Consider the following 21253-nt stretch of genomic DNA (forward strand, 5'->3'; position numbering starts at 1 on the left):
GTTTAAACGCCGGAAAGGCTCTTTAAATCATTTTCCGGTCGATGTAAGGCAATGGTGTTGATGGGGTGTGATTTTTTGTAGTTTTTTTGATTCATATCATCTAATAAGCCACGATTATAATAGATTTCAAGCTCTAATTGCCAGTGAACATACTTGATGCAGGCTATGTGGTACGCGCTACAAAGCTTTTGAGTGGTATAAAAAGCTTATGTCCGAACCCGACTCCAGATAAATCAGAAACTCAGGTGAATCAGGAAAAGTGATGGGTGCTGTGATAGCAGCGGATGGAGATGATAGTAGACTGAGATTTATAGAAGCTGAATGAATTCCTGTTTCTCCCCAGTGCCCACCCTTTGTAAACACTGGGGGCTCTGGGGGCTCTGGGGGCTCTGGGGGCTCTGGGGGCTCTGGGCCATAGTATAAGGCTTAGCTGAGTGAATAGGTTGTGGATAGATGATGATTCAGGGCTATCGTCGCAAAAACGGTATTGATTGCCAGGCTACTCAGACTGTGACGCGGATTCTCCAGGTAGAGGGATAAACAACCGCCTAAAGCAAAAGGAAAGATGATCAGACCGGCGATAAACCATCGGGCCTGATCTCCTGCCGGTAAATACAACGACAGCCAGCAACTGGCGGCAATCGCCAGAGATAAGCCTCCGGCCACTCCCGAGAAAAGTTTGGCAACCATATGCGTACTCCTGTCTGTAAATTGCCTTATCTATGGTTGAGTCTCACTGTATGACTTAACCGGCCTGAAGATGAATGTGAGCTGTCCTTGAATATTATGCAAATGATAATAATTATCAAGTGTAATTTAATCCTTTTCTCTCTTCTGAATAATTAATTAACATGCTAATTAATTGGTGGTGTTATAATTGACTGCTCCGGTTGGTTTCTTGGACTATTTTTCTGTCAGAGTGCTCCACTCTGATGTGACTACAGGCAAAACTATGTCTTCAGATAATTCACAAAAAACACTCCCTTTTGGCGAGTTTATTGCGCTTCTGGCATTTCTGATGTCGTTAGTTGCAATGGCGATTGATGCGGTACTGCCTGCTATGGGGCAGATCGGACACGCATATCAGGTGGAAAATGTTAATGACCTGCAGTTGCTGGTCGGGGTGCTCTTTGCTGGTTTGGCGATTGGTCAGCTGATCTATGGCCCTATTTCTGATAGTGCCGGGCGTAAACCTGCTATCTATCTGGGTTTGTTGACCTTTCTGGTAGGTTCTTTGATATCTGTGTTTGCGGATGACTATAACACCATGCTTCTGGGGCGGTTTATTCAGGGGGTTGGGGTTTCAGGTCCTAAAGTCGTTGCTGTCGCCTTGGTAAGGGATCAATTTCAGGGCCGGGAGATGGCCCGTGTGATGTCCTTTGTCATGGCGGTCTTTATTGTTGTGCCTGCCATTGCTCCCAGCCTTGGCGCAGGCATTCTTTATATTGCAGGTTGGAGAGAGATTTTCGGCTCTTTCGTCTTACTGACAGCGGTGATCTTCCTGTGGTTTGCACTGCGTCAGCCAGAGACTTTAGCAAAGGAGAAGCGTATTCCTTTGTCATTGAGGAATATCTGGCGGGGAAGTAAAGAGACACTGTCCAACCCTATCGCCCGGGCCTATACTTTTGCGGCAGGTTTAATCTTTGGTGCGTTTGTCTGCTATCTCAGTACCGCACAGCTGCTGTTTAAAGATATCTTCCAGGTCGACGTTTTATTCCCGCTGTTCTTTGCGATTTTGGCATTGTTTGTTGGAGTGGCCTCATTGGTTAATGGTCGCTTGGTGATGAAGTTTGGTATGGAGCAGTTGGCGACACGAGCCATGCAGGGCATGGTGACACTCTCCAGCGGCTTTGTCGCGTTACTTTGGCTGAGCGGCGGTGAAGTACCTCTGTGGTTGTTTATGGTATTCACAGCACTGATTTTCGCTTGTATTGGTCTGCTGTTTGGCAATATGAACGCTTTGGCGATGCAGCCACTGGGCCATATCGCGGGGATCGCCTCTTCGGTGATTGGTGCTTTATCCACTTTTGTGTCGATGATTTTTGGTGGCCTGATTGGTCAGGCGTATAACGGCACGCTATATCCGCTTTTTATCGCTTTTGCACTATTAGCGTTAGGCGCACTATTGATTACAGCGCCGGTACGTAGCGCCGTGTCACTGGAACAGGCAAACGAAACTAAGTAGGTTGCCCGCATTCAGTAGGCAGCACACAGAGCTACATTGAAAGTTCCGGATTGAGCACGCTTTGGTGACGAGTTACGCCAGCTTTTGGTTATCCAGATATACCGTGCAGACGACACGTAATAACGAGGTGAAATTGCCGGTCTCACCTCGTCTTTCCATCACTTCCCGATAGAGCGTATTAATAAACTGTGGCGTACTGCGGTCTTCGCTGCGGGCAATTTCGTCCAGAATATCCCAAAACCTCTGTTCTAAGCGAATACTGGTCACAACGCCATCAATTCGAATGGAGCGGGTGATGGTTTCATAAAGGGCAGGATCGGTGCTGGCATAGATATCACACATGGTTTGACCTAACGATGACTGAGTGGCGGTTTTGGCAGATTACGACCAGCCCCCTTGAGAGGTAAGCGTCTTGCTTTGGCTTTATTCTGCTTTTGGGGCATGATCAAAACAGAGTAATGGCTTTGCTAAGCTTCAGTCAACGACGCCGTAGTCAAACGACAGCAGGCTATGAGTGCGCTCATAGCCTGCTGTCGTTTATTGTTAAAACCACTGTTTATGGCGGTGTTAATTGTTTAAAGCTTGGAGGAAATCAGGGCTAAAGCTTAATTTCTGCCCCCAGAGCCTGGGCAAACTGCGCCAGCCAAGCGGGGTGGGCAGGCCAGGCCGGTGCGGTAATCAGGTTCTGATCTGTGATGGCCTGATCGACATCAATCTCCTGATAATGGCCGCCTGCAAACTGAACTTCTGGTGCACAGGCTGGGTAGGCTGAAACCTTTTTACCTTCCAGAATGCCTGCTGCCGCCAGTAACTGAGCGCCATGACAGATTGCTGCAATGGGCTTGTTGTGCTCTGCAAAATGACGGGTTGCGGCCAGTACATCCTGGTTGAGGCGCAGATACTCCGGGGCGCGGCCACCGGGAACCACCAGACCGATATAACTGGCCGGGTCAATATCAGCAAAGGTCGCGTTCAGCGTGAAGTTATGCCCAGGCTTCTCGGTGTAGGTCTGATCACCTTCGAAGTCATGTATGGCGGTGCGAATCTGCTCTCCGGCTGTTTTGTCCGGGCAGACCGCATCGACCTGATAGCCCAGCATGGTCAGGGCCTGAAATGGCACCATGATCTCGTAGTCTTCAACAAAGTCTCCTACCAACATCAGAATTTTCTTGCTTGCAGACATGTGTGTACTCCTGTGCACTTATTGTTGTTTTACTGGCTTTTTGATAACAGGCCAGAGTGTCACAGCAGTGTAGGTAAATCGGCGAAGGGGTGGGTAATAGCCGGTTACTACATCCTTTTAATCTTTGCTTATCCCATAGCTCTTTTTGTTGTTTATTCGGGCTGAATCAGATCTTCCGCATGGCTACTGAGTGTTTGCATTAGTTTGTGCAGCGTTTGCTGTTCCTCGTCACTCAATGCCTGCAGGATCTTTTCCTCCTGGGCCATAACCAGAGGCACGATCTGATTGTACAGAGCCAAACCTTGATCGGTCAGGGTCAGTACGGAGGTGCGTTTGTCCTGTTCGCTCTTACTCTGATTGATTAGTTCAGCGCTTTTTAAACCACTGATCGCACGGCTGACCTGCATCTTATCCAGGCGGGTAAAATTGGCCACCTGTTTAGCCGACATAGTGTGATGCATTGCCAGAGTCGCCATCACCCGCCATTCGTAGCGGGTGAGGTTAAAACGGTCTGCATAGTGTTGTGCGATGGACTCACTGACTCTTTTTTCCAGAATGGATAAGCGAAACGGGAAAAAGGTGTTCAGGTCCATCACATTATTCAGGTGTTGATCAGCGTTATCGGTACTCATATCACAATGACTGTCTTATATTTTTGAGTTGTTTCTATTGGCTGTTTTTTATCGGATGGTATGCGTTCTTATCGGGTCGTAATCATAGAGCCTGGCTGATGATAAATCGAATTGACAATAGTAACAAATGATACTAATCTGATTTGGTAACATTTGTTACTAAATGCGTAGACTTAATTAAGGCTAATCAGGCATCTGGTTAGCTCGTCTATACTGAATTCCACAATAAAAACGGCTTGATGGGCGGCGGTACCTGCTGAGTAGGGTACAACGGTAACCCAGGAAGAAAGCTCAGAGATAAAGGTAGAGAACATGATTGATATCAAGCAGATACACCACGTGGCTTATCGCTGTAAAGATGCAAAAGAAACCGTAGAGTTCTATCAGGATGTGCTGAGTATGGATTTTCTGGTGGCTATCGCAGAAGATCAGGTGCCTTCTACCAAAGAGCCAGACCCTTATATGCACGTTTTCCTGGATGCGGGTAACGGTAATATTCTGGCATTTTTTGAGCTGCCGACTCAGCCGGAAATGGGCAAAGACCCCAATACGCCAGCCTGGTGTCAGCATATCGCCTTTGAAGTGGCTGACCGTGAAGCTCTGCTGGAAGCAAAAGCTGAATTAGAAGCAAAAGGTATTGATGTACTGGGGGTGACTAACCATGAAATTATTCACTCTATCTATTTCTTCGACCCCAATGGTCATCGTTTGGAGCTGACTTACCGTGATGGAAGCGATGAGCAGATGAAAAAGCTGAAAGAGGTCGCGCCACTGATGCTGGAAGAGTGGTCGGTTACCAAACGTGCGCCTAAGCATGCCGCTTGGTTACATGAGAAAGAGTTTTCTTAAAGTTCGGGGCTGTTGTATGTGGGTGATCCAGCTTGCCAGTTTTTGGCAGTCTCAGTGCTAACAGATAGGCTTTGGACAGAAGATAGCGGCTTTAAAGCCGCTATCCTGATTGATGCCGCTGGTCTTAACCCGTGCTTCAGATGCTATTTTTTCTTTTTCAGGGCTTTTAACTGAGTCACACCTTTTTTGCGCTGGCTGTGGGCCAACACAATTTCTCTTTTCAGCTGTCGGCATTGATCGCGGTCACTGCACTCTTCCAAGGTTTGTTTTAACGCTTTCTCATGTTGGCGTAATTTACGTACCACTTGTTTAAGGTAGCGGCGTTTTTCTTTGCGTTTACGCTCATCTGAGCTGAGATATTCCTCGGCCCGGCGCATCAGTTTTTTAATATTCATAACGGCTTATCCTTGTGCTGTTCAACCATGGCGTTTACCTCATCGTCATCCAGTGACAGACTCCGCTCGGCTTCTTTTAATTGCAGTTCTGCCCGTGAGAATAAAACTTCACCCATCTGAACCAGATTACGGGTGACGTCGTAGGCATAACTGCTGTCGTTCATTAAAGAAACAGACATTGCCGGATTGAGTTGCTTATTACGAATCAGAGTATTGAGGCTATTATTCAGGCTTTGATCATGTTCTTTCATGTCAATCTTGAGACTGTCCAGTGACAAAATGATGGCAGAATTATGACCATGATTTCGAACCTCATGCAGGGTTCTGAGCACTGAGGCCAGACGCTTTCTCAGATTGTCGTATTCGTGCTGAATATAGGGGTTGTCAGCATTGATATAGGTCGACAGGTTCTTTTGCAGGTGCTTGGTATCTTTAATAGCTTCGACGATATCCCGTCCAGCGGCTCTCAGCAGGAACAGTTCCTCGGTTTGTTCAGGAGACATCTCACCCTGAGCCAGGCTGATATAGTCCACTATGTCTGCATAGAGCCCTTTCACGCTGTCCTGATACAGGCGGTCAATATCGGTGGGTAGTACTTTGCGGGATCTATGGATTATCTCATCCAGAGGCATCTCGCTGTGGATATCTTTCAGATGAAGGCTTAGCCCTCCGGCAATAATCTTGGCCGCATTGTCATACAGATGCAGGGTTTCCTGGCGTACTGCGGCAATTGCGGTATCTGGTAGCTCAGACGCAGCCTTATTCAGATAACGGGGTTTAGAAGGGCCGGATGCGGCCTCCGCTTTCAGGTATTGCTGCAGAAAGTCCACCAGTTGGCTAATAAAGGGCAGCATTACGATAACGCCAATGGCATTAAAGATGGTATGAAATACCGCTAGTTTCAGCGTGTAGTTATCGTCGTCAATGCCTAAGAATGCACTGGTCGTATCGACCAGATGAGTAAGCTGATAGATAAATACTATCGCGATCAGGCCGGTGATGGCATTAAAAATTAAATGGGCACCCGCCAGGCGTTTACCCTGAATATTGGCGCTTAAGGAGCCGATAACAGCGGTGATCGTGGTGCCGACATTAGCGCCGATGGCTAGTGCCAAGGCATTTTCATAAGTAATTTGCTGAGCGCTCAAAGCGGTAATGATCAACACCAGTGTGGCATGACTGGATTGCATCACGACGGTGGCTGCCAGGCCAATCAGGGTAAAGAGGAAGACGCCGGTATAGCCATCAACGGCGTAGGCGGTCAGATCTATGGTGTCTTTAAAGGCTTCAAAGCCTTCTTTCATATGATGGATGCCCAGGAAAAGGAAACCCAGACCGGCCAGAACATAGCCTATGCCTTTAAGCTCTTTACTCTTCTGGAATACCAGAATGATGCCAAATACTAGCATCGGCATAGCATAGGTGGATATCTTCACCTTTAAACCCAAACCTGCTACCAGCCAGGCTCCGGTTGTCGTGCCGAGGTTTGCACCAAAGATAATACCAACACCTGCAGCCAGAGAGATCAACCCTGCAGATAGAAATGAGATCGTAATCACGGAGACCAGAGAGCTGGATTGCATTACCGTCGTACTGATAACGCCAAAGCTCAGGCTTTTCCAAAGCTTGTCGGTAGTGCGCTGCAGAATTTTCTCCAGTAACCCCCCGGTAAAGGCTTTAAAGCCTTCTTCAAGCGCCAGCATACCAAACAGAAAAATCGCCACACCGGCAGCAATCTCTTTAAAATCAGAGCTTATCCAGAAACCGTAAGCCAAAAAAATAAATATCGAGGGAAGAACCAGTTTACGTATCATGGGGGGATGTTTTCCTTATCCTGAGCTTTTGTAATGGTTTTGCAATCCTGCTGTCATTTAACCACCCTTTTGACCGTTTGTATCGGCTCAGATTCAGCCAAATATCAGATCAACCAGAAAAACCAATCTTTAGATACCAAAAAGACAATTTAAAGATCCAAGGGCGTTATGATATGAATAGCGGCAGCCCCATTCGCTTTTCTCACTTATTTTATTAGCAATATGTGGCAAAAGAACGCATTTTGATACCCTAGACGTCGCGTTAAGATGTTATCATTCTGCAATATTCTTTATTTGCTTCTGGCTTTTCAAGTTTAAGGTTAACCATGACATCTGATTCCGGCTCTCAAGCTAAGCGCTCTACCACGGAGGCCATGACATCGGCAGGGCAAAGTGTGCCTGTGACCGTTGATCAACAGGAACAGATCATGGAGATCCAGCAGACCATTTTTGGCATGGTGGCACGTAATGAGGGCTATCTGGATGTGATTAACCAGTTATGTCTGATGGCTGAGAAGTTACTGCCTAATTCGGTGGCTTCGGTCATGTTATTAGACGAGATGGGGCAGCTGAATGTGTTGGCTGCGCCCAGTATACCGGCAAACGGTCATCAGGTGTTGAATGGCTTGATTCCAGGGCCTCAGGCAGGTTCCTGTGGTAATGCGGTTTATCATAACCAGCCGGTTTATGTCACTGATACGTTTGAAGACAAGCGTTGGCTGGATCTGCGCCAGGTGGCTTATGACTTTAACCTCTGTTCATGCTGGTCTAACCCTATTCAGGATGCGGAAAACCAACCGATCGGTTCTTTTGCCCTGTCTTCATTTGAACATCGTAAACCCACGCCTTTCCACACCCGGGTTTTACAGGTCGGTGCCGATATCATCAGTATTGTGCTGTCACGTCAGGAACAGATACAGGCCTATAAGAAGCAGAAGAAGCGTTTACAGTTGTTCGGTACGGCGATTGAGAACGCTTCGGAAGGTGTTGTGATTACCGATGCAGAAAACTGCATTATCGAAGTGAACCGTTACTTCGAACAGGCCACCGGCTACACCTTGGCAGAAGTACAGGGCAAAAACCCCAGTTTTCTGGCCTCTGGCCTGCAGGATCGAAACTTTTATCACACAATGTGGCAACAGTTGCTGGAAGATGGTTGCTGGAATGGCGAGATTGTTAATCGGCGCAAAGATGGCACCTTGCTGCCTCAATGGCTCAGCCTGAATGTAATGCGCAATACTGCGGGTGATATCCAGAACTTTGTTGCGGTATTTAATGATCTGTCCGAACTGAAAAAAGAGCGCGACCGCCGTATTCAGGCGCTGGAGCATGACCCTTTAACGGGTTTGCCCAATAAAACTCGTTTGCAAGAGGCACTCAGTGTCTGTGAAGCCGAGTGTGCTCCTTGCAGTGAGGGCTGCTCTCTGCTTGTTATGAATGTGAATAACTTCAGTTTGATCAACTCCGCTTACGGTTTGGATTTTGCTGATCGTTTGCTGATTGCGATCACTGCACAGCTCAAGGCGTTACTCATTGGTGCACAACTGTATCGCCTGAATGCGGATGAGTTTGCCGCACATTACCCGTCGAAAGTTGATCTGGATAGTATCTTTAAACGAGTACGTCAGTATTTTTTCCTGAATCAGATTAAAGTGGACGACCTGAGCTTTAATATCAGCTTTACGTTTGGTGGAGCGATAGATCGACAGGACCTGATGCGCAAATCCCTGTTGGCGATCAAAAAGGCGAAGAAAGAGGGCCGTGGCCGTTTCCATCTTTATTCTGGTGAAAACGATGAAGTGGAGCAAACCCGTCGTCTTGAATATATGCATTGGAATGCTTTGCTGCACAGGGCATTAAATGAAAGCTGTTTGGTGCCTTACTTTCAGGGAATTCGTGATAATCATGCCGGTGAGATCAATCATTACGAAACCCTGATTCGTATGCATATTGATGGTGAGGTTTACGGTCCTTTCCAATTCCTGAATGCCGCTAAACTCTCTGGTTTGTTGCCTGCTCTGACCCGTTTGATGATTGATCGCAGTTTTGCGGTGATGGAGCATCATCAGTGTACTTTCTCGATCAATATTACCGAAGATGATTTGAGTCAGCAGTTCCTGGTGGAGTATCTGACGAAAAAGGCCGAGCAATACAATATTTCACCAGAACGCGTGACACTTGAGATTCTGGAAGGCGTCAGTGCATCCGGTAAGGCCAATAATGTCACTCAGTTGATTGAGCTGAAGAGCCTGGGCTTTAAACTGGCGATTGATGATTTTGGTACAGAATACTCCAATTTTGAACGCATTCTTGAGCTGGATGTGGATAGCATCAAGATCGACGCCAAGTACATCAAAAATATCGATACAGATCGTACCAGTTATGAAATTACCCGAGCGATCGTCTTCTTTGCCCAGAATGCAGGTATTCCTGTAGTGGCTGAGTTTGTGCACTCAGAGTCGGTACAAGCTATAGTAGAAGCATTGGATATTCGCTATTCACAAGGTTATCTGTTTAGTGAACCAAATCCTGAGGTGATTTAGTGTTAAAGACAGGGTGCCTCTCTGTCTTGCCCAATTTGCGCCTGGCCTTCTCCGCTAAGGAAAATAGTACAAGTAACGATCGGTACAAAAACTTTCTGGCATTTATAAAAACACTAAATTTTATAATTTTGCAGTGCTTTATATTGAAATTATCGGTAAACGTGCCCCTCTGTTCTCCTCTATGCCTGATTATAAGAGGTATGCTGTCAGTTGATCGCTCTACAGAGTGCAGTGGTGTAACCACTAACTGTATATAATCACTACACTGTTAGTCCGCACTTTTACTTTGTTGCAAAACTAAAGTGCTATCGGCCACGACTTCAACGTCTTCTTGCTGATGGGTGACCAGTAAAAGGGTTTTACCCTGTTGTTTGGCGACCTCTCTTGTCCATTGAGCGGCTTGTAGGCGGGTATTCTGATCTAACTCTGCGAAGGGTTCGTCAAGCAAGATAATAGGCTCCGGACGTAGCAGGGTACGTATCAACCCTACGCGTTGTCTTTGCCCTCCTGACAGCTCCGTTGGCATCTTACTGATCTGGTCGGCTAAGCCTAAATGCTCAGCAGCTGCGATTAAGGCTTGTTTAGGTATCAGACCCGTAAAGCCGAGCGTTAAGTTATCCAGTACGGAAATATGTTCAAACAGGTTGTATTCCTGAAATAGCATACTCACCGGACGTTTATCGGCCGGTAGTCCCAACAGTTCACTCCCTTGCCAGAGCAAGGTCCCGCTTTTGGCGTGCTGAAAGCCGGCAATCGTATTCAGTAATGTGGTTTTACCCACACCGCTGGTGCCCTGAATTGCCAGAATTTCGCCGGTTGTCACACTTAGGTTATAGCTGAGAGTCAGTTGCTCTAGCTGAACGTTCAGCTGTTGGATCTCTAGTCCGTGTTTGTGGCTGGCTTGTCTTTTTTTATTGATACTATGACTCCCAATATTCTGAATCGTTATGTTCTGACTGTGCATACTTTTTATATCTGAACTCCTTGTATCTGGGGTCGTTGTATCTGGGGTCGTTGTATTAGTGCGTTCAGGATAGCTCATGAGTTAAATCTCCTGTATCTAAATCCATTTGACCTATTTACCTGACCCGTTTTTTACTTTTGATTTACGTGAACCGCTATCCCGAAAATGTCCGCCTGGCGTGTGCTCAAACAGGTAGATCAACGCGATACACAGTAGTAATAATAGTAAAGATGCCAGAGCCGCTTCAGCCATGCGATAACTGCCTGCATAACCGTAGATTAACCAGGGTAGAGTAGACCAGTCGCTATCACCAAAAATAGAGAACACGGCTACATCTCCTAAGGCCAGCAATACGGCCAGAGAAAAGCTGCTAATCAGCGCTGGGCGGATAAAAGGCCATAAAATATACAGGCGTTGTTTGGGGGTGAGCTTAAGATTCTCGCTCAATAAAGCGTATTGTTGATCAAACTGAATCAGACGAGGTTTGAGCTGGCCGAAAATAAAGGGTATTAGGAGTAGTGCGTTGAGTGTGATCAACCAGAAAATACCGCTGCTATCCAGATCGGTTCTGGGTAGTAGGTAGATATATAGCCCTGTGGATAGCACCATTGCCGGAGCCACTAAGGTGTGGGTCGCTAACCACTGAAGAATGACTCTAAATTTCTCTTGTTGATGCCGATAAGTGCTTCGAATCGGTTGCAGTAAATACCAGGTCAGTAATAGTGCAAGCAGCGCACTGGTTAAAGCCAGGGCCAGAGAGCGTAGTGCTGATGTAAAGAGAGTTATCCAGTTAAAAGTCTCCCAATTAACGCTGAGTATTGTCGGCAATAATGCCAATACTGGTGATAGGAGAAGTAGCCAGACCAGACAATACAGAATGCGATAAGCATGTTGTTGATATTTCGGCCAGGTGGGCAACCAGCGCTGATGACCGGTATCGGCACTGAGCCAGTTTAGTTTGCCCAGCTTTGCCATTAATAAGAATATACTACCGGCCAGGGCAAACTGTAGCCAAGCGAGAGTCAACGCTTCGCTGAGGTTAAAGTCATATTTCAATGCCTGATAAATCGCCACTTCCAGCGTGGTCGAACCAGGGCCTCCCCCCAGAGCCAGAACCACAGCAAAGCTGTTAAAACATAGGACAAAGATAAAAGCAGATAGCATCAGCAGGCTACTTTTTATTGCAGGCCACTCCACCTTGAGAAAACTTTGCCATGGAGACAATTTTAACTGTTGGGCCAGACGCCAGCCGGTATCGGGAATATGGCCGAGTTGTTGGCTCAGTACTCGTACGGCTAACGGCATATTCAGATAGATATGGGCGAGTAAAATGCCGTTCAGGCCATAGAGATTCCAATCCTCACTCAGTAATGGTGTGATATAACCGGAGCGCCCCAGCAGTGCGACTAAGCCTGTCACTAGCACGAGTGTTGGCATAATAAAGCTCAGCAGACATAGGCGTAGGAAAACCAGGCGTCCCGGTAACTGAGGCATAAAATGTATGGTGCGGGCAATGGGTATAGCGAATAGGATGGACAGCAGAGCACTCAGTCCGGACTGTTGAATAGAGAACATCAGGATCTGTTGGATATAGCTATCCCGTAACAGGCGGGCATCAAACTGGGCCTGATCAAAGCCAATCAGGCCATAAAAGGCTAATGCCGTCATAAATATTACAACGGCATAGGCCAGCATGGCGGCTTTGGATACTGAGAATGTGTTGAGTGATCGTTTGAATAAAGATCGCTTGAACAGAAATAATTTCACGGATGTTTAATCAATCCTGGCTTACTGGCTGGCCGCACTGCGCCATTCCCGTAACCAGGCTTTACGCTGTTGACTGATCTCTTTGGGTGTAAAGCCAATTGTTTTGGGTTGAATCAACTTAGAGAATGCCTGGGGCAGTTCAACACCATCGATCACTGGCAGCATCCAGTTGGTCACTGGAATAATCTTCTGGGCTTCAGCTGATGTCAGAAACTCAAGGAAATCCCGCGCTAGTTCAGGGTTTTTACTATTGTTAGTGATTCCAGCGACTTCAATCTGAGTCACATGACCTTCACTAAACAGTGCCGCTTGATAATGTTCATGACCTTCAGCAACGGCATGATAAGCGGGTGAAGTGGCGTAACTCAGGACGTAATCGCTGCCTCCTTCCAAAAACATACTGTAAGCTTCCCACCAACCCTTAGTGACTGTAACGGTATGTTGAGCCAGCTGTTGCCACTGTTGTGTGCTTTGATCACCATACACCGCTTTCATCCAGGTCATCAGACCTTGACCAGGGGTGCTGGTACGAGGATCCTGGTAGATCACCTGTGCATCAGATTGGATCAGCTCACTCAGTGATGTCGCGGGTCGCTCAATCTTTCGGTTGTCATAGATAAAGGCAAAATAACCGTAATCAAATGGCATAAAGCTGTCATCTTGCCAGTTTAGTACTGGAGTCAGGTGATCGGTTGTTAGCTTATGAGGTCGTACTAACTTCAGCTGACGAGCTTCTTCAATCAGTCCATTATCCAAGCCCAGCAACACATCTGCTTTAGTCTTTTTACCTTCAATGCGTACCCGATTCAGAATACTGACCCCATCTTCTACCGCGACAAATTTCAGCTCACACTGACACTGTTGCTCAAATATTTTTTTCAGTTGTGGACCCGGTCCCCATTCAGAAACAAAGGAGTCGTAGGTATAGACAGTTAATATGTCATTTTGATTTTGGGACTGAGCTTGAGCCTGAAAGCTAAACAAAGCCAGAATTGCTGTGACAAAACCTGCAAATAGTGTTTGTAGCCGGGAGTGAATAAGGTTCATGATTTGACTCACTTTGTTTTATTGCTCAAGGTGTTATGTAGGCATACCGAAAAGTATTGCTCAAGCACATACGCAAACAAGAATATTTAGATCTTCTTCGGTCTGCCGTTGTAGGGTGCAAGAGAGCAGTGTCTTTTTATTCGAGAAACTTTTTCTTTGAGTGCTTATATATGATCCGCCAGATCAATAGGTGGTGACGGTCTTTGAGGGATACCGCCCAACTACTGCTCAGGGGATTGGTAACTGATTGTACAGGGTTCGCCAATTTTAGGGCGTGATATTAGCTGAAACAGCGGGGGCTCGCCATGCATGAGTCTATTTTTGCTCAGGTTAATCAGAGGCTGGAATATCCAGTGCATTGGTTACCTTTAGCCAGTAAGGGCACTAGTAACTGGCTCTATCAAGGCTCAGATCATCAACAGCCTTTGATTTTAAGGGTAAATGCCAGAGATGATCTGGTATTTGGTGTTGATCGTACTTGTGAACAGGCAGTGTTATCTACTATTCAGCCCTTCCCTTGGTCTGTTCAGGTCATTGCCAACGAGCCGAAATCCGGCTGGTGTGTGATGAAGCATCACGGCGTAGGCTTAGAGGGCTCCGTGCTGACATGTGTGATGAAACTGCAATTGCTAAACGCTGTAGCAGATTGTCAGAGTATTATGTCGCCACCGGCCATCAGTTATCCTGATCTGTTTGAGCGCTACCAAAAAGCCCTGAATCGATTGTCAGATGCCGCCCCTTGGTTGGAAAAATTAAGTTGTCTGGTAGAGGTTTTTCAGGCGTTGCCTGCAGTCCAATCTTGTTTGACCCATCATGATCTGCATCCTGGTAATCTCTGCTGGCAAGATGAGCAGCTCAGAATTATTGATTGGGAGTATGCTGCCCTGGGAAATCCCTGGTTGGATGCAGCGATGCTGCATAACAGTTGCGCCCTCGACAGTAGTATTCTGATGACCTTACCTGCGTTTAAACAATTCAGTGAGGCAGACTTTCTCAATGGTCTACAGCAGGCCGCTCAGGTCAACCGTTTATTGGAACAGCTCTGGTATCGGGTGCGGGCCTAAATAAAAAGATCATGCTTGAGTACATGAATTAGCTTGGGCTAAGTGGGGGGGAATGCTTTAGCCCTAGTCAGTATGTTGTACGGGTGATTGTCGTAATTATCCCTCTTTATCTGTTGGTCCTCTTTTTGCGGCTAAATTGTCCTTAGCTGACTTATTCGGTTTATTTATAGCGTGAAGGAAACATATTCAGGTTTTGTAAAAAAGCATCCTGTAAGCTGGGAATGTCACCGAATCCTGATTTATCTGCGACAGTTTCCAAGCTTAACAGCGTTTGCTCCAGTAAATACTGTGCCTTATTCAGCCTGACCCTCTTTTGAAACTCTGTAGGAGTCTGAGATAGATGGTCTTGGAACATCGCTTCCAACTGAGTGACATTCATATCATAGCGGTCAGCTAAACTGTGATGATCCATCTCCATGTGTAGATTGTCAGAAATATGTCGGGTTATTTTGGCCAGAGTTTCTGGCAGGGGATTTGTATCATGCCAGGGTAACATAGTGTCCTCGGTACTATACGGTGTTACAGGCACTATCTTGTCTTCCATGTGTGATCTCCTGTGATTGGGAGGAACGCCTCCCTCTTTGCCCTTGATGAGTGATTGCTTTAGATAAAACACTCTAAGGGACAAATTTATATCGCCTGTTGCTCATTTGAGCAAGCCTGATGTATGTGTGAATTTTTCATCACTTTGCTTGCGAAACTTGCAGTCGTCTAATCATGTTATCTGGCTGTAAGTTTGGGATATCTCTTTTTGTGTTAATCATAATGTAAATTTAGACTGATGCTGTCGTAAGGAAGAATGCCTAATCTTGCTCTATTCTTGGTTTAAGCTATCGCAAAAAAGATGCTTTTTTGCATGGTGATAATGTCTCCCAGGTTAGCAACTGAAAAAATAACAAATAGTTCTGAATCTCAAGGAGATAGGAGAGATATTCAGCGTTTTAGGATGGTGGTTATCAGGAAGATAGGGATGAATAGATAAAGCAAGGATGAGATTTTCAGACTTAGCAAAGAGGCGATGCCCATGAAGGTTTCTCATAAGGTCGCGTTACTGGCATCCTGTATAATTGTAGTCACTTTTGCCGCTTATTCCTGGCTACAATATCACTCGGTCAGAGATACTCTGATGGAGAAAACACAGCAGAGCACAAAAGATGCTGCCAGTGTAATGTCCTTCCAAATTACCAACTGGTTAAACGGCAAACTTCGTTTAATCGATATGATGGCTCAGACCATAGACGCTGACTTTAATGCCAATACCATTCAAACCACTTTTGATACGCCGCTACTGAAGGAGGAGTTTCTTCTGATCTTTGGTGGGCTGGATACGGATGGTAAGAGAATCACCAATGATCCCACGTGGAATCCAGAGGGGTGGGATGCTCGTAAACGTCCCTGGTATCCCTATGCTAAAAGCCATAAGCGGGCAGTACTTACCGATCCTTATGCAGATGCAGCGACTAAGGAAATTTTAATTTCAGCTGTTGCAAATTTCTACGATAAAGGTGTATTCAAGGGCGCATTTGGTGGCGACTTGAGCCTTAAAACGGTTTCAGATGCTTTAAATACACTAAGTTTTAATGGTACAGGTTATGCCTTTTTGGTGAATGCCAACGGTAATATTATCAGCCATCCCAATGATAAGCTGAACGGTGAACAGATCAGTAAGCTATTTGATGGCAATGCGCCAGGGCTTACAGGATCGTTTCAGGAGGCCCGGTCGGAGGATATTACCGTATTGACCAGCTTTTATAAGTTGCAAAACCTCTACGGTAGCGATTGGTTGATTGGTGTTGTACTGGATAAGCGCAAGGTGATGGCGGAAGCTAATGACTTGGGGATGATGGCGGTGATAGCCACTATTATCAGTGCTTTGATCTGCAGTACTGCTCTCTATATTGCGGTGACTCGCCAACTGTTACCGCTGAAGCATTTGTATGGCTCTCTATCAGAGATCAACAGTGGTAACGGTGATTTGACTAAGCGTTTAGCCATCGAGAGTAAAGATGAGTTTGGTAAAGTCTCCAGTGAATTTAATCAGTTTTTGGACTACCTGCAGAGTTTGATCAATCAGATTAAGCAGATCTCTCATGATGTGCGCAGTAATAGCGATATGTCGGCATGTTCTGCTCAGGATGCCTCCAGTAACCTGAGTGTACAGCTGCATGAGCTGGATCAGTTGGCGACAGCGATGCATCAGATGTCTGCGACGGCCAATGAGGTTGCGCAAAATGCCCAGGGGGCTGCCGATGCGGTACAACAGGCGGATAGTGCAACGGCTGACGGCAGTAAGATTGTCGAACAAACCACGCATTCAGTTGCAGGTCTGGCTGAGGACATGGATAAGGTGGTATCTACTATCGGTGAGCTATCTACCTACAGTGATAATATCGCATCTATTTTGACGGTGATTACCGATATTGCGGATCAGACCAATCTGCTGGCGTTGAATGCGGCTATTGAGGCCGCACGGGCGGGGGAGATGGGGCGAGGCTTTGCCGTGGTTGCCGATGAGGTACGAGCCTTGGCATCCCGGACACAGGAATCTACAGAAGAGATTCAGAGTATGATCAATCAGCTGCAAAGTGGGGTGAAAAGAGCGCAGGCGATTATTACTGAGAGTCGGCAAAAAGCGCACGATACTCAACAGGTATCCAGTCAGGCCAATGATGCTTTAGAGCAGATTCGCAGCAGTATTTTTAATATCAGTCAGATGACTGTACAGATCGCAACGGCTGCGGAGCAGCAAAGTGCCACGGCAGAGGAGATCAATCGCAACACCTCGAATATCCGTGATATCAGTCAGTCCGTTGCAGAGGGAGCCCATGAGCAGGCGAATATTTGCCAAGCGATGGCGAAGCTAACCGCGCAGCAAGACAGTGAGTTAAATAAGTTTAAGGTGTAGCCATTTATATTTATAACAAGGTTCCCGAAATGCCCGTTTGGGAGCCTTTTAAAATCATAATGAGAATTTACAAGGCGCGAAGATTGCCAGGATTGCGTGCCTGGCAAAACTCAACCAGCTGATCAAAGGGGAGTGGTTTGGAGAAGTAATAACCCTGAATCTCATCACAACCCGCTTGAGCCAGGAACTCGAGCTGCTCCTGATATTCCACGCCTTCTGCTGTGACTTCCAGCTTAAAGTTTTCCGTCAGGCTCATAATAGCGTTTACGATTGCGATACTGTCACTGTCATGAGGTAGGCCATCCACAAAAGATTTATCGATCTTTAAGCGTGAAATAGGTAACTTTTGCAGATAACTCATAGAAGAGTAACCGGTTCCAAAATCATCAATGGCAATACCTAAACCCATATCACGGAAGGTTTGCAGGGTTTTGATGGCAGAATCAGCATCGGTGGCGATATAGCTCTCGGTGATCTCCAGCTCAAGTTGTTTTGCCTGAATACCACTCTCTTTCATCACTCGCATCAGCTCGGGAATAAACGGCTCATTTTGCAGCTGAATGTTGGATACATTGATGCCCACATGTTCCAGGGTAATATTATGCTCTTGTAAACGCATGTAGTCGTGACAACCCTGCTCCAGTACCCATTTGCCGATAGTGTGAATCATACCGGACTCTTCGGCCAGGGAGATAAACTTATCCGGTGGTACAAAACCAAATTTAGGACTGATCCAGCGGATCAGGGCTTCCATTGAGGCAACTCGACCACTACCGGCGCACACTTTGGGCTGATAATGCAGCACGAACTGGTCACCGGCCTGAATCGCCTGGCGCAGTTCGTAAGTCATCTCGGTTTTTTCGCTTAACTGTTCGAACAGATCATCGGAGAAAAAGCAGAAGTTATTACGTCCCTGCTCTTTGGCCTGATACATCGCCAGATCAGCGTTTTTGATCAGGTCAACAGAGTCTGTGCCATCCCGAGGATAAAGTGCGATACCGATACTGGAGGAGATGGTGATCTCCTGTCCTTGTACTGTGAAGGGTTCAGAGAACATCTGAATATATTTTTGTGCAATGATGGCCAGTTGTTGGCAGCTGGTCAGGTCTTCTATCAGAATATTAAACTCGTCTCCGCCGATTCGGGCGAGGGTATCTTGTCGGCCAACATAACTGCGCAGGCGCTCAGCGACCTGGGTTAATAATAAGTCACCAATATGGTGGCCTTGGGTATCATTCACCTGTTTAAACTGATCCAGGTCGATAAACATAACCGCCAGCTGGGTCTGTTTGCTCTGTGCCTGTTTGAGGGAATACTCCAAGCGATGGGCAAAAAAACGTCGGTTGGGCAGGTTGGTGAGTACATCATGGTTGGACATGTATTCCAGTTTGGCTTTGGAGTTAACCAGGTCCTGTTCCCGCTCCTGTACGCTGCGCGCCAGCTGATTCAGTTTGGCCGATACTGTTTCAAGTTCATCACCGGTTGTGAGTTGCTTTGCATGACGGTAGTCCCTGTGCTCAATATGCTCAATCTGCTCCATTAGAGCATGTAGAGGGCGCTGCAGACTTCGGTGAATAATCAGGTAGATAAACAACAGGCTAAAGACAGCAGCCAACAGTAACAACAGTAAAAACTGTTGCTGGCTGGCTTCCAGAATCTGTTTAATATCGCCTCGCGCCAAACTGGCAGTGAGGTAGACAGGCCCATCCAGGCTATCGATCTTCAGGCTGGCATGATAGGCCTCTGAACTTTCCTGTATTCGCAGTGGTCGAGAAGGGCCTTGTGAGCCACTGTCAGGAAACAGGTCACCAGAGATTAAACTGCCAGATGTCAGTGCTTGTGACAGTGTCAGGTTGACATTCAGGTTTTCTGACAACTGGCGGAAGAAGTCCTCGTCCAGGATACGGGACATTTCGATATGAGCGGTTTGAGGCTGATTGGGCGATAAGCGAATACTCATATGAGAGCGCATATCCAGTGCATGTTCACGCTTCTGGTAGGTGACCAGAATTTTCTCCTCGACCTCTTTATTGTCATAAAACATCTGGTGCCGGAGTGCCATGACATCTTTTTCTAATTTATCCAAAGGCGTTTTTTGATACTCAGACTGGTATTCCCAGCGGCGCATCAACTGTATCTGGCTATTGTCGTAGGAGATAAAGTTCAGATGATAATCCTGATGATCCCGGGCGACATAGGCGATCAATTCGCTGTTCTGGTTATACAGGGCGATGGTGTCGTTAAAAGAGAGTTTGACCCGTTTTAGGAGTTCTTCAGCGAGAGCCTTTTTCTCTTCATCCAATAGGAAGGTGTTATAGGTGTTTTTATCTTCGTAGTTGTTGATTAATGCGATGGAAGCCAGGGTGGGTTCATGGTTGCGGATAAAGCTGATGCCCTCCTGCAGGTTAAACTCTACCTGACTGATATTAAAGGCCAGGCGTTCAAAGGCGTGTTGTACCCGACTTTGAGCATTATCTTTAAAACTGTGCTGTAAAAACTGATCAAAGTAGAAGCCAAGAGCGGACAGCACCAAGGTACCACCCAGAGTAACTAATACAGCAACGCGGGTGGAGAGGCTTTTAATACGCTTATTCAGTTTTATTGTTTTCATGTTCTGTAAGCTCATGCCTGCTCTGTAACATTATGGCAGAATGGAGAAATCACGTTGTGCCTTAAAACTAAGATTCATTATCGGGCCTACGTTACTTATCCCATCTGTATATCCTTTTATCATCAAACCAGATGATTAATAGGGGTATCAAAACACGGGCTGAACGTGATTGACATTCTGACGGGTGACCAATAGGTCGGCGGGTATTTGCAGGTGTTTTGGGAGTGTTTCTCCTGCTAAAAGTCGGGCAGCAGCATCAATGGCGGCTTTTCCTCCTAAAGGAAAATAGACAGAGCCGGTTTGGCTACCGGCTCGAATAGCCGCTTGTGCTTCAGAGATATAGTCACAGCCGATCATTATAATGGAGCCTGGATCAATCTGGTGTTTAGTCAGTACGGCACGTACACCGCTTAGCATACTGTCACTTTCAGAAAAGATCGCATCAACCTGAATTCCTTCTGCCAGTAGCTTTTCCATTTCGATGAGCGCATCCTTACGTAAATAGTTACCGGTACGACGAATCACTTTAATATCAGGATAATCCTGCATCACCTTAAGAAAACCTTCACTACGTTGCTGGGTTACATCAGCGGTTAAGATACCTTCTAACAGCAAAGCGCGCCCTTTGCCTTCCAGTTGTTCAGCGATATAACGACCGGCGATAGCACCTATTTCCCGGTTATCGGAGTTGATAAAGGTCGTGTACTGATCTGTATCGACACCCCGGTCCAGAATAATGACCTTGATGCCAGCGCTATGGGCTTTATTAATTACGGGCACGACGGCCTGAGCGTCATTAGTGCCGACAATAAGAATATCGACTTGACGGGAAATAAACTGCTCAATCTGGTGAATCAGCAGTGAGGTACGTCCCTGAGCGTCGGAATAGGTAAAACGCATATTGTTATGCGCCTGAGCGGCTTGTTTGGCTTCCATTACCTGAGCCCGCCGAAAATCATTCTTCAGGGTATCCTGGGCAAAAGCGATCAGTGCTTTTTCCTCTGCATAACTATTGTCAGCTAAAAGCAGTGAAAAGGGCAGTATCAGGACCGAAAACAGACAGCAGAGTACAACACGCATAATCAATCACCAGGGGCTATGTTTTGATTGTTTTTGATCTTAATTAATCGCTTGGCTGGATATATTAAACCTAACATAGATGTATTTGAATCGATTGTTTTAGCTTTTTCTTTTAAAGCTGATATTGCTCAATTTCTTTTCTGTTTTTAGCAGGTTATGGTGCTCATCCGGTGTTGCATGCTGTTGTCGTATAATGCTGGCATTATGTTATAGA

Annotated in this window: 17 protein-coding genes; 5 read left to right on the forward strand and 12 right to left on the reverse strand. The window is 46.4% G+C overall.

Annotation, left to right across the window (positions count from 1 at the left end; all coding sequences use genetic code 11):
* Positions 1-426 precede the first annotated feature (426 nt).
* On the reverse strand, positions 427-690 hold the full coding sequence (locus tag H579_RS0113190; RefSeq protein ID WP_028301073.1) for a hypothetical protein: 264 nt from the start codon (positions 688-690) through the stop codon (positions 427-429).
* A 262-nt stretch (positions 691-952) separates the two neighbouring features.
* Between H579_RS0113190 and H579_RS0113195 the strand changes: the two genes are divergently transcribed.
* Complete coding sequence (locus tag H579_RS0113195) at positions 953-2185, forward strand: multidrug effflux MFS transporter (RefSeq protein ID WP_028301074.1); 1233 nt, start codon at positions 953-955, stop codon at positions 2183-2185.
* A 72-nt stretch (positions 2186-2257) separates the two neighbouring features.
* On the opposite strand, the gene H579_RS0113200 is transcribed toward H579_RS0113195, so the two are convergent.
* The 3 genes from H579_RS0113200 to H579_RS0113210 all read right to left on the reverse strand — a co-directional run bounded on the left by H579_RS0113200 (position 2258) and on the right by H579_RS0113210 (position 4000).
* Positions 2258-2527: a ribbon-helix-helix domain-containing protein gene (locus H579_RS0113200; protein ID WP_028301075.1), complete on the reverse strand. Its 270-nt coding sequence runs from the start codon at positions 2525-2527 to the stop codon at positions 2258-2260.
* Between the two features lie 256 nt (positions 2528-2783).
* Positions 2784-3368 carry a DJ-1/PfpI family protein gene (locus H579_RS0113205; RefSeq protein ID WP_036566285.1) on the reverse strand — a complete coding sequence of 195 codons (585 nt, stop codon included), beginning with the start codon at positions 3366-3368 and terminating at the stop codon, positions 2784-2786.
* Positions 3369-3520: 152 nt separating this feature from the next.
* Positions 3521-4000, reverse strand: a complete 480-nt coding sequence (locus tag H579_RS0113210; RefSeq protein WP_051227611.1) for a MarR family winged helix-turn-helix transcriptional regulator — start codon at positions 3998-4000, stop codon at positions 3521-3523.
* Between the two features lie 312 nt (positions 4001-4312).
* Between H579_RS0113210 and H579_RS0113215 the strand changes: the two genes are divergently transcribed.
* Positions 4313-4849: a VOC family protein gene (locus tag H579_RS0113215; protein ID WP_028301078.1), complete on the forward strand. Its 537-nt coding sequence runs from the start codon at positions 4313-4315 to the stop codon at positions 4847-4849.
* 143 nt (positions 4850-4992) lie between these two features.
* Here the strand turns inward: H579_RS0113215 and H579_RS0113220 are convergent, their stop codons facing one another.
* Together H579_RS0113220 and H579_RS0113225 are read right to left on the reverse strand one after the other, a co-directional pair.
* Complete coding sequence (locus H579_RS0113220) at positions 4993-5244, reverse strand: hypothetical protein (protein ID WP_028301079.1); 252 nt, start codon at positions 5242-5244, stop codon at positions 4993-4995.
* The gene (locus H579_RS0113225) at positions 5241-7058 is read right to left on the reverse strand and encodes a Na/Pi cotransporter family protein (protein WP_028301080.1); all 1818 of its coding nucleotides are present in this window, start codon (positions 7056-7058) and stop codon (positions 5241-5243) included. Before H579_RS0113225 ends, H579_RS0113220 begins: the two co-directional genes overlap by 4 nt.
* A gap of 326 nt (positions 7059-7384) precedes the next feature.
* Between H579_RS0113225 and H579_RS0113230 the strand changes: the two genes are divergently transcribed.
* Positions 7385-9601: a sensor domain-containing diguanylate cyclase gene (locus tag H579_RS0113230; protein ID WP_051227612.1), complete on the forward strand. Its 2217-nt coding sequence runs from the start codon at positions 7385-7387 to the stop codon at positions 9599-9601.
* Between the two features lie 268 nt (positions 9602-9869).
* Here the strand turns inward: H579_RS0113230 and H579_RS0113235 are convergent, their stop codons facing one another.
* The 3 genes from H579_RS0113235 to thiB all read right to left on the reverse strand — a co-directional run bounded on the left by H579_RS0113235 (position 9870) and on the right by thiB (position 13379).
* On the reverse strand, positions 9870-10565 hold the full coding sequence (locus H579_RS0113235; RefSeq protein WP_084624117.1) for an ATP-binding cassette domain-containing protein: 696 nt from the start codon (positions 10563-10565) through the stop codon (positions 9870-9872).
* Positions 10566-10676: 111 nt separating this feature from the next.
* Complete coding sequence (locus H579_RS25590) at positions 10677-12233, reverse strand: ABC transporter permease subunit (RefSeq protein ID WP_245583269.1); 1557 nt, start codon at positions 12231-12233, stop codon at positions 10677-10679.
* Positions 12234-12353: 120 nt separating this feature from the next.
* On the reverse strand, positions 12354-13379 hold the full coding sequence (gene thiB / locus H579_RS0113245) for a thiamine ABC transporter substrate binding subunit (protein WP_051227614.1): 1026 nt from the start codon (positions 13377-13379) through the stop codon (positions 12354-12356).
* Positions 13380-13684: 305 nt separating this feature from the next.
* Between thiB and H579_RS0113250 the strand changes: the two genes are divergently transcribed.
* Entirely contained in the window at positions 13685-14443 is a 759-nt protein-coding gene (locus H579_RS0113250; protein ID WP_028301084.1) for a phosphotransferase, read from the forward strand.
* A 160-nt stretch (positions 14444-14603) separates the two neighbouring features.
* On the opposite strand, the gene H579_RS0113255 is transcribed toward H579_RS0113250, so the two are convergent.
* On the reverse strand, positions 14604-14987 hold the full coding sequence (locus tag H579_RS0113255; RefSeq protein WP_028301085.1) for a helix-turn-helix domain-containing protein: 384 nt from the start codon (positions 14985-14987) through the stop codon (positions 14604-14606).
* 480 nt (positions 14988-15467) lie between these two features.
* Between H579_RS0113255 and H579_RS0113260 the strand changes: the two genes are divergently transcribed.
* On the forward strand, positions 15468-17348 hold the full coding sequence (locus tag H579_RS0113260) for a methyl-accepting chemotaxis protein (protein WP_028301086.1): 1881 nt from the start codon (positions 15468-15470) through the stop codon (positions 17346-17348).
* Between the two features lie 67 nt (positions 17349-17415).
* On the opposite strand, the gene H579_RS25595 is transcribed toward H579_RS0113260, so the two are convergent.
* A complete protein-coding gene (locus H579_RS25595) occupies positions 17416-19959 on the reverse strand; it encodes a putative bifunctional diguanylate cyclase/phosphodiesterase (protein ID WP_051227615.1) in 2544 nt (847 codons plus the stop codon).
* 147 nt (positions 19960-20106) lie between these two features.
* On the reverse strand, positions 20107-21039 hold the full coding sequence (locus H579_RS0113270) for a substrate-binding domain-containing protein (protein WP_028301087.1): 933 nt from the start codon (positions 21037-21039) through the stop codon (positions 20107-20109).
* Between the last annotated feature and the right edge of the window lie 214 nt (positions 21040-21253).

Source organism: Oceanospirillum beijerinckii DSM 7166, assembly GCF_000422425.1.
GTDB classification, from domain to species: domain Bacteria; phylum Pseudomonadota; class Gammaproteobacteria; order Pseudomonadales; family Halomonadaceae; genus Oceanospirillum; species Oceanospirillum beijerinckii.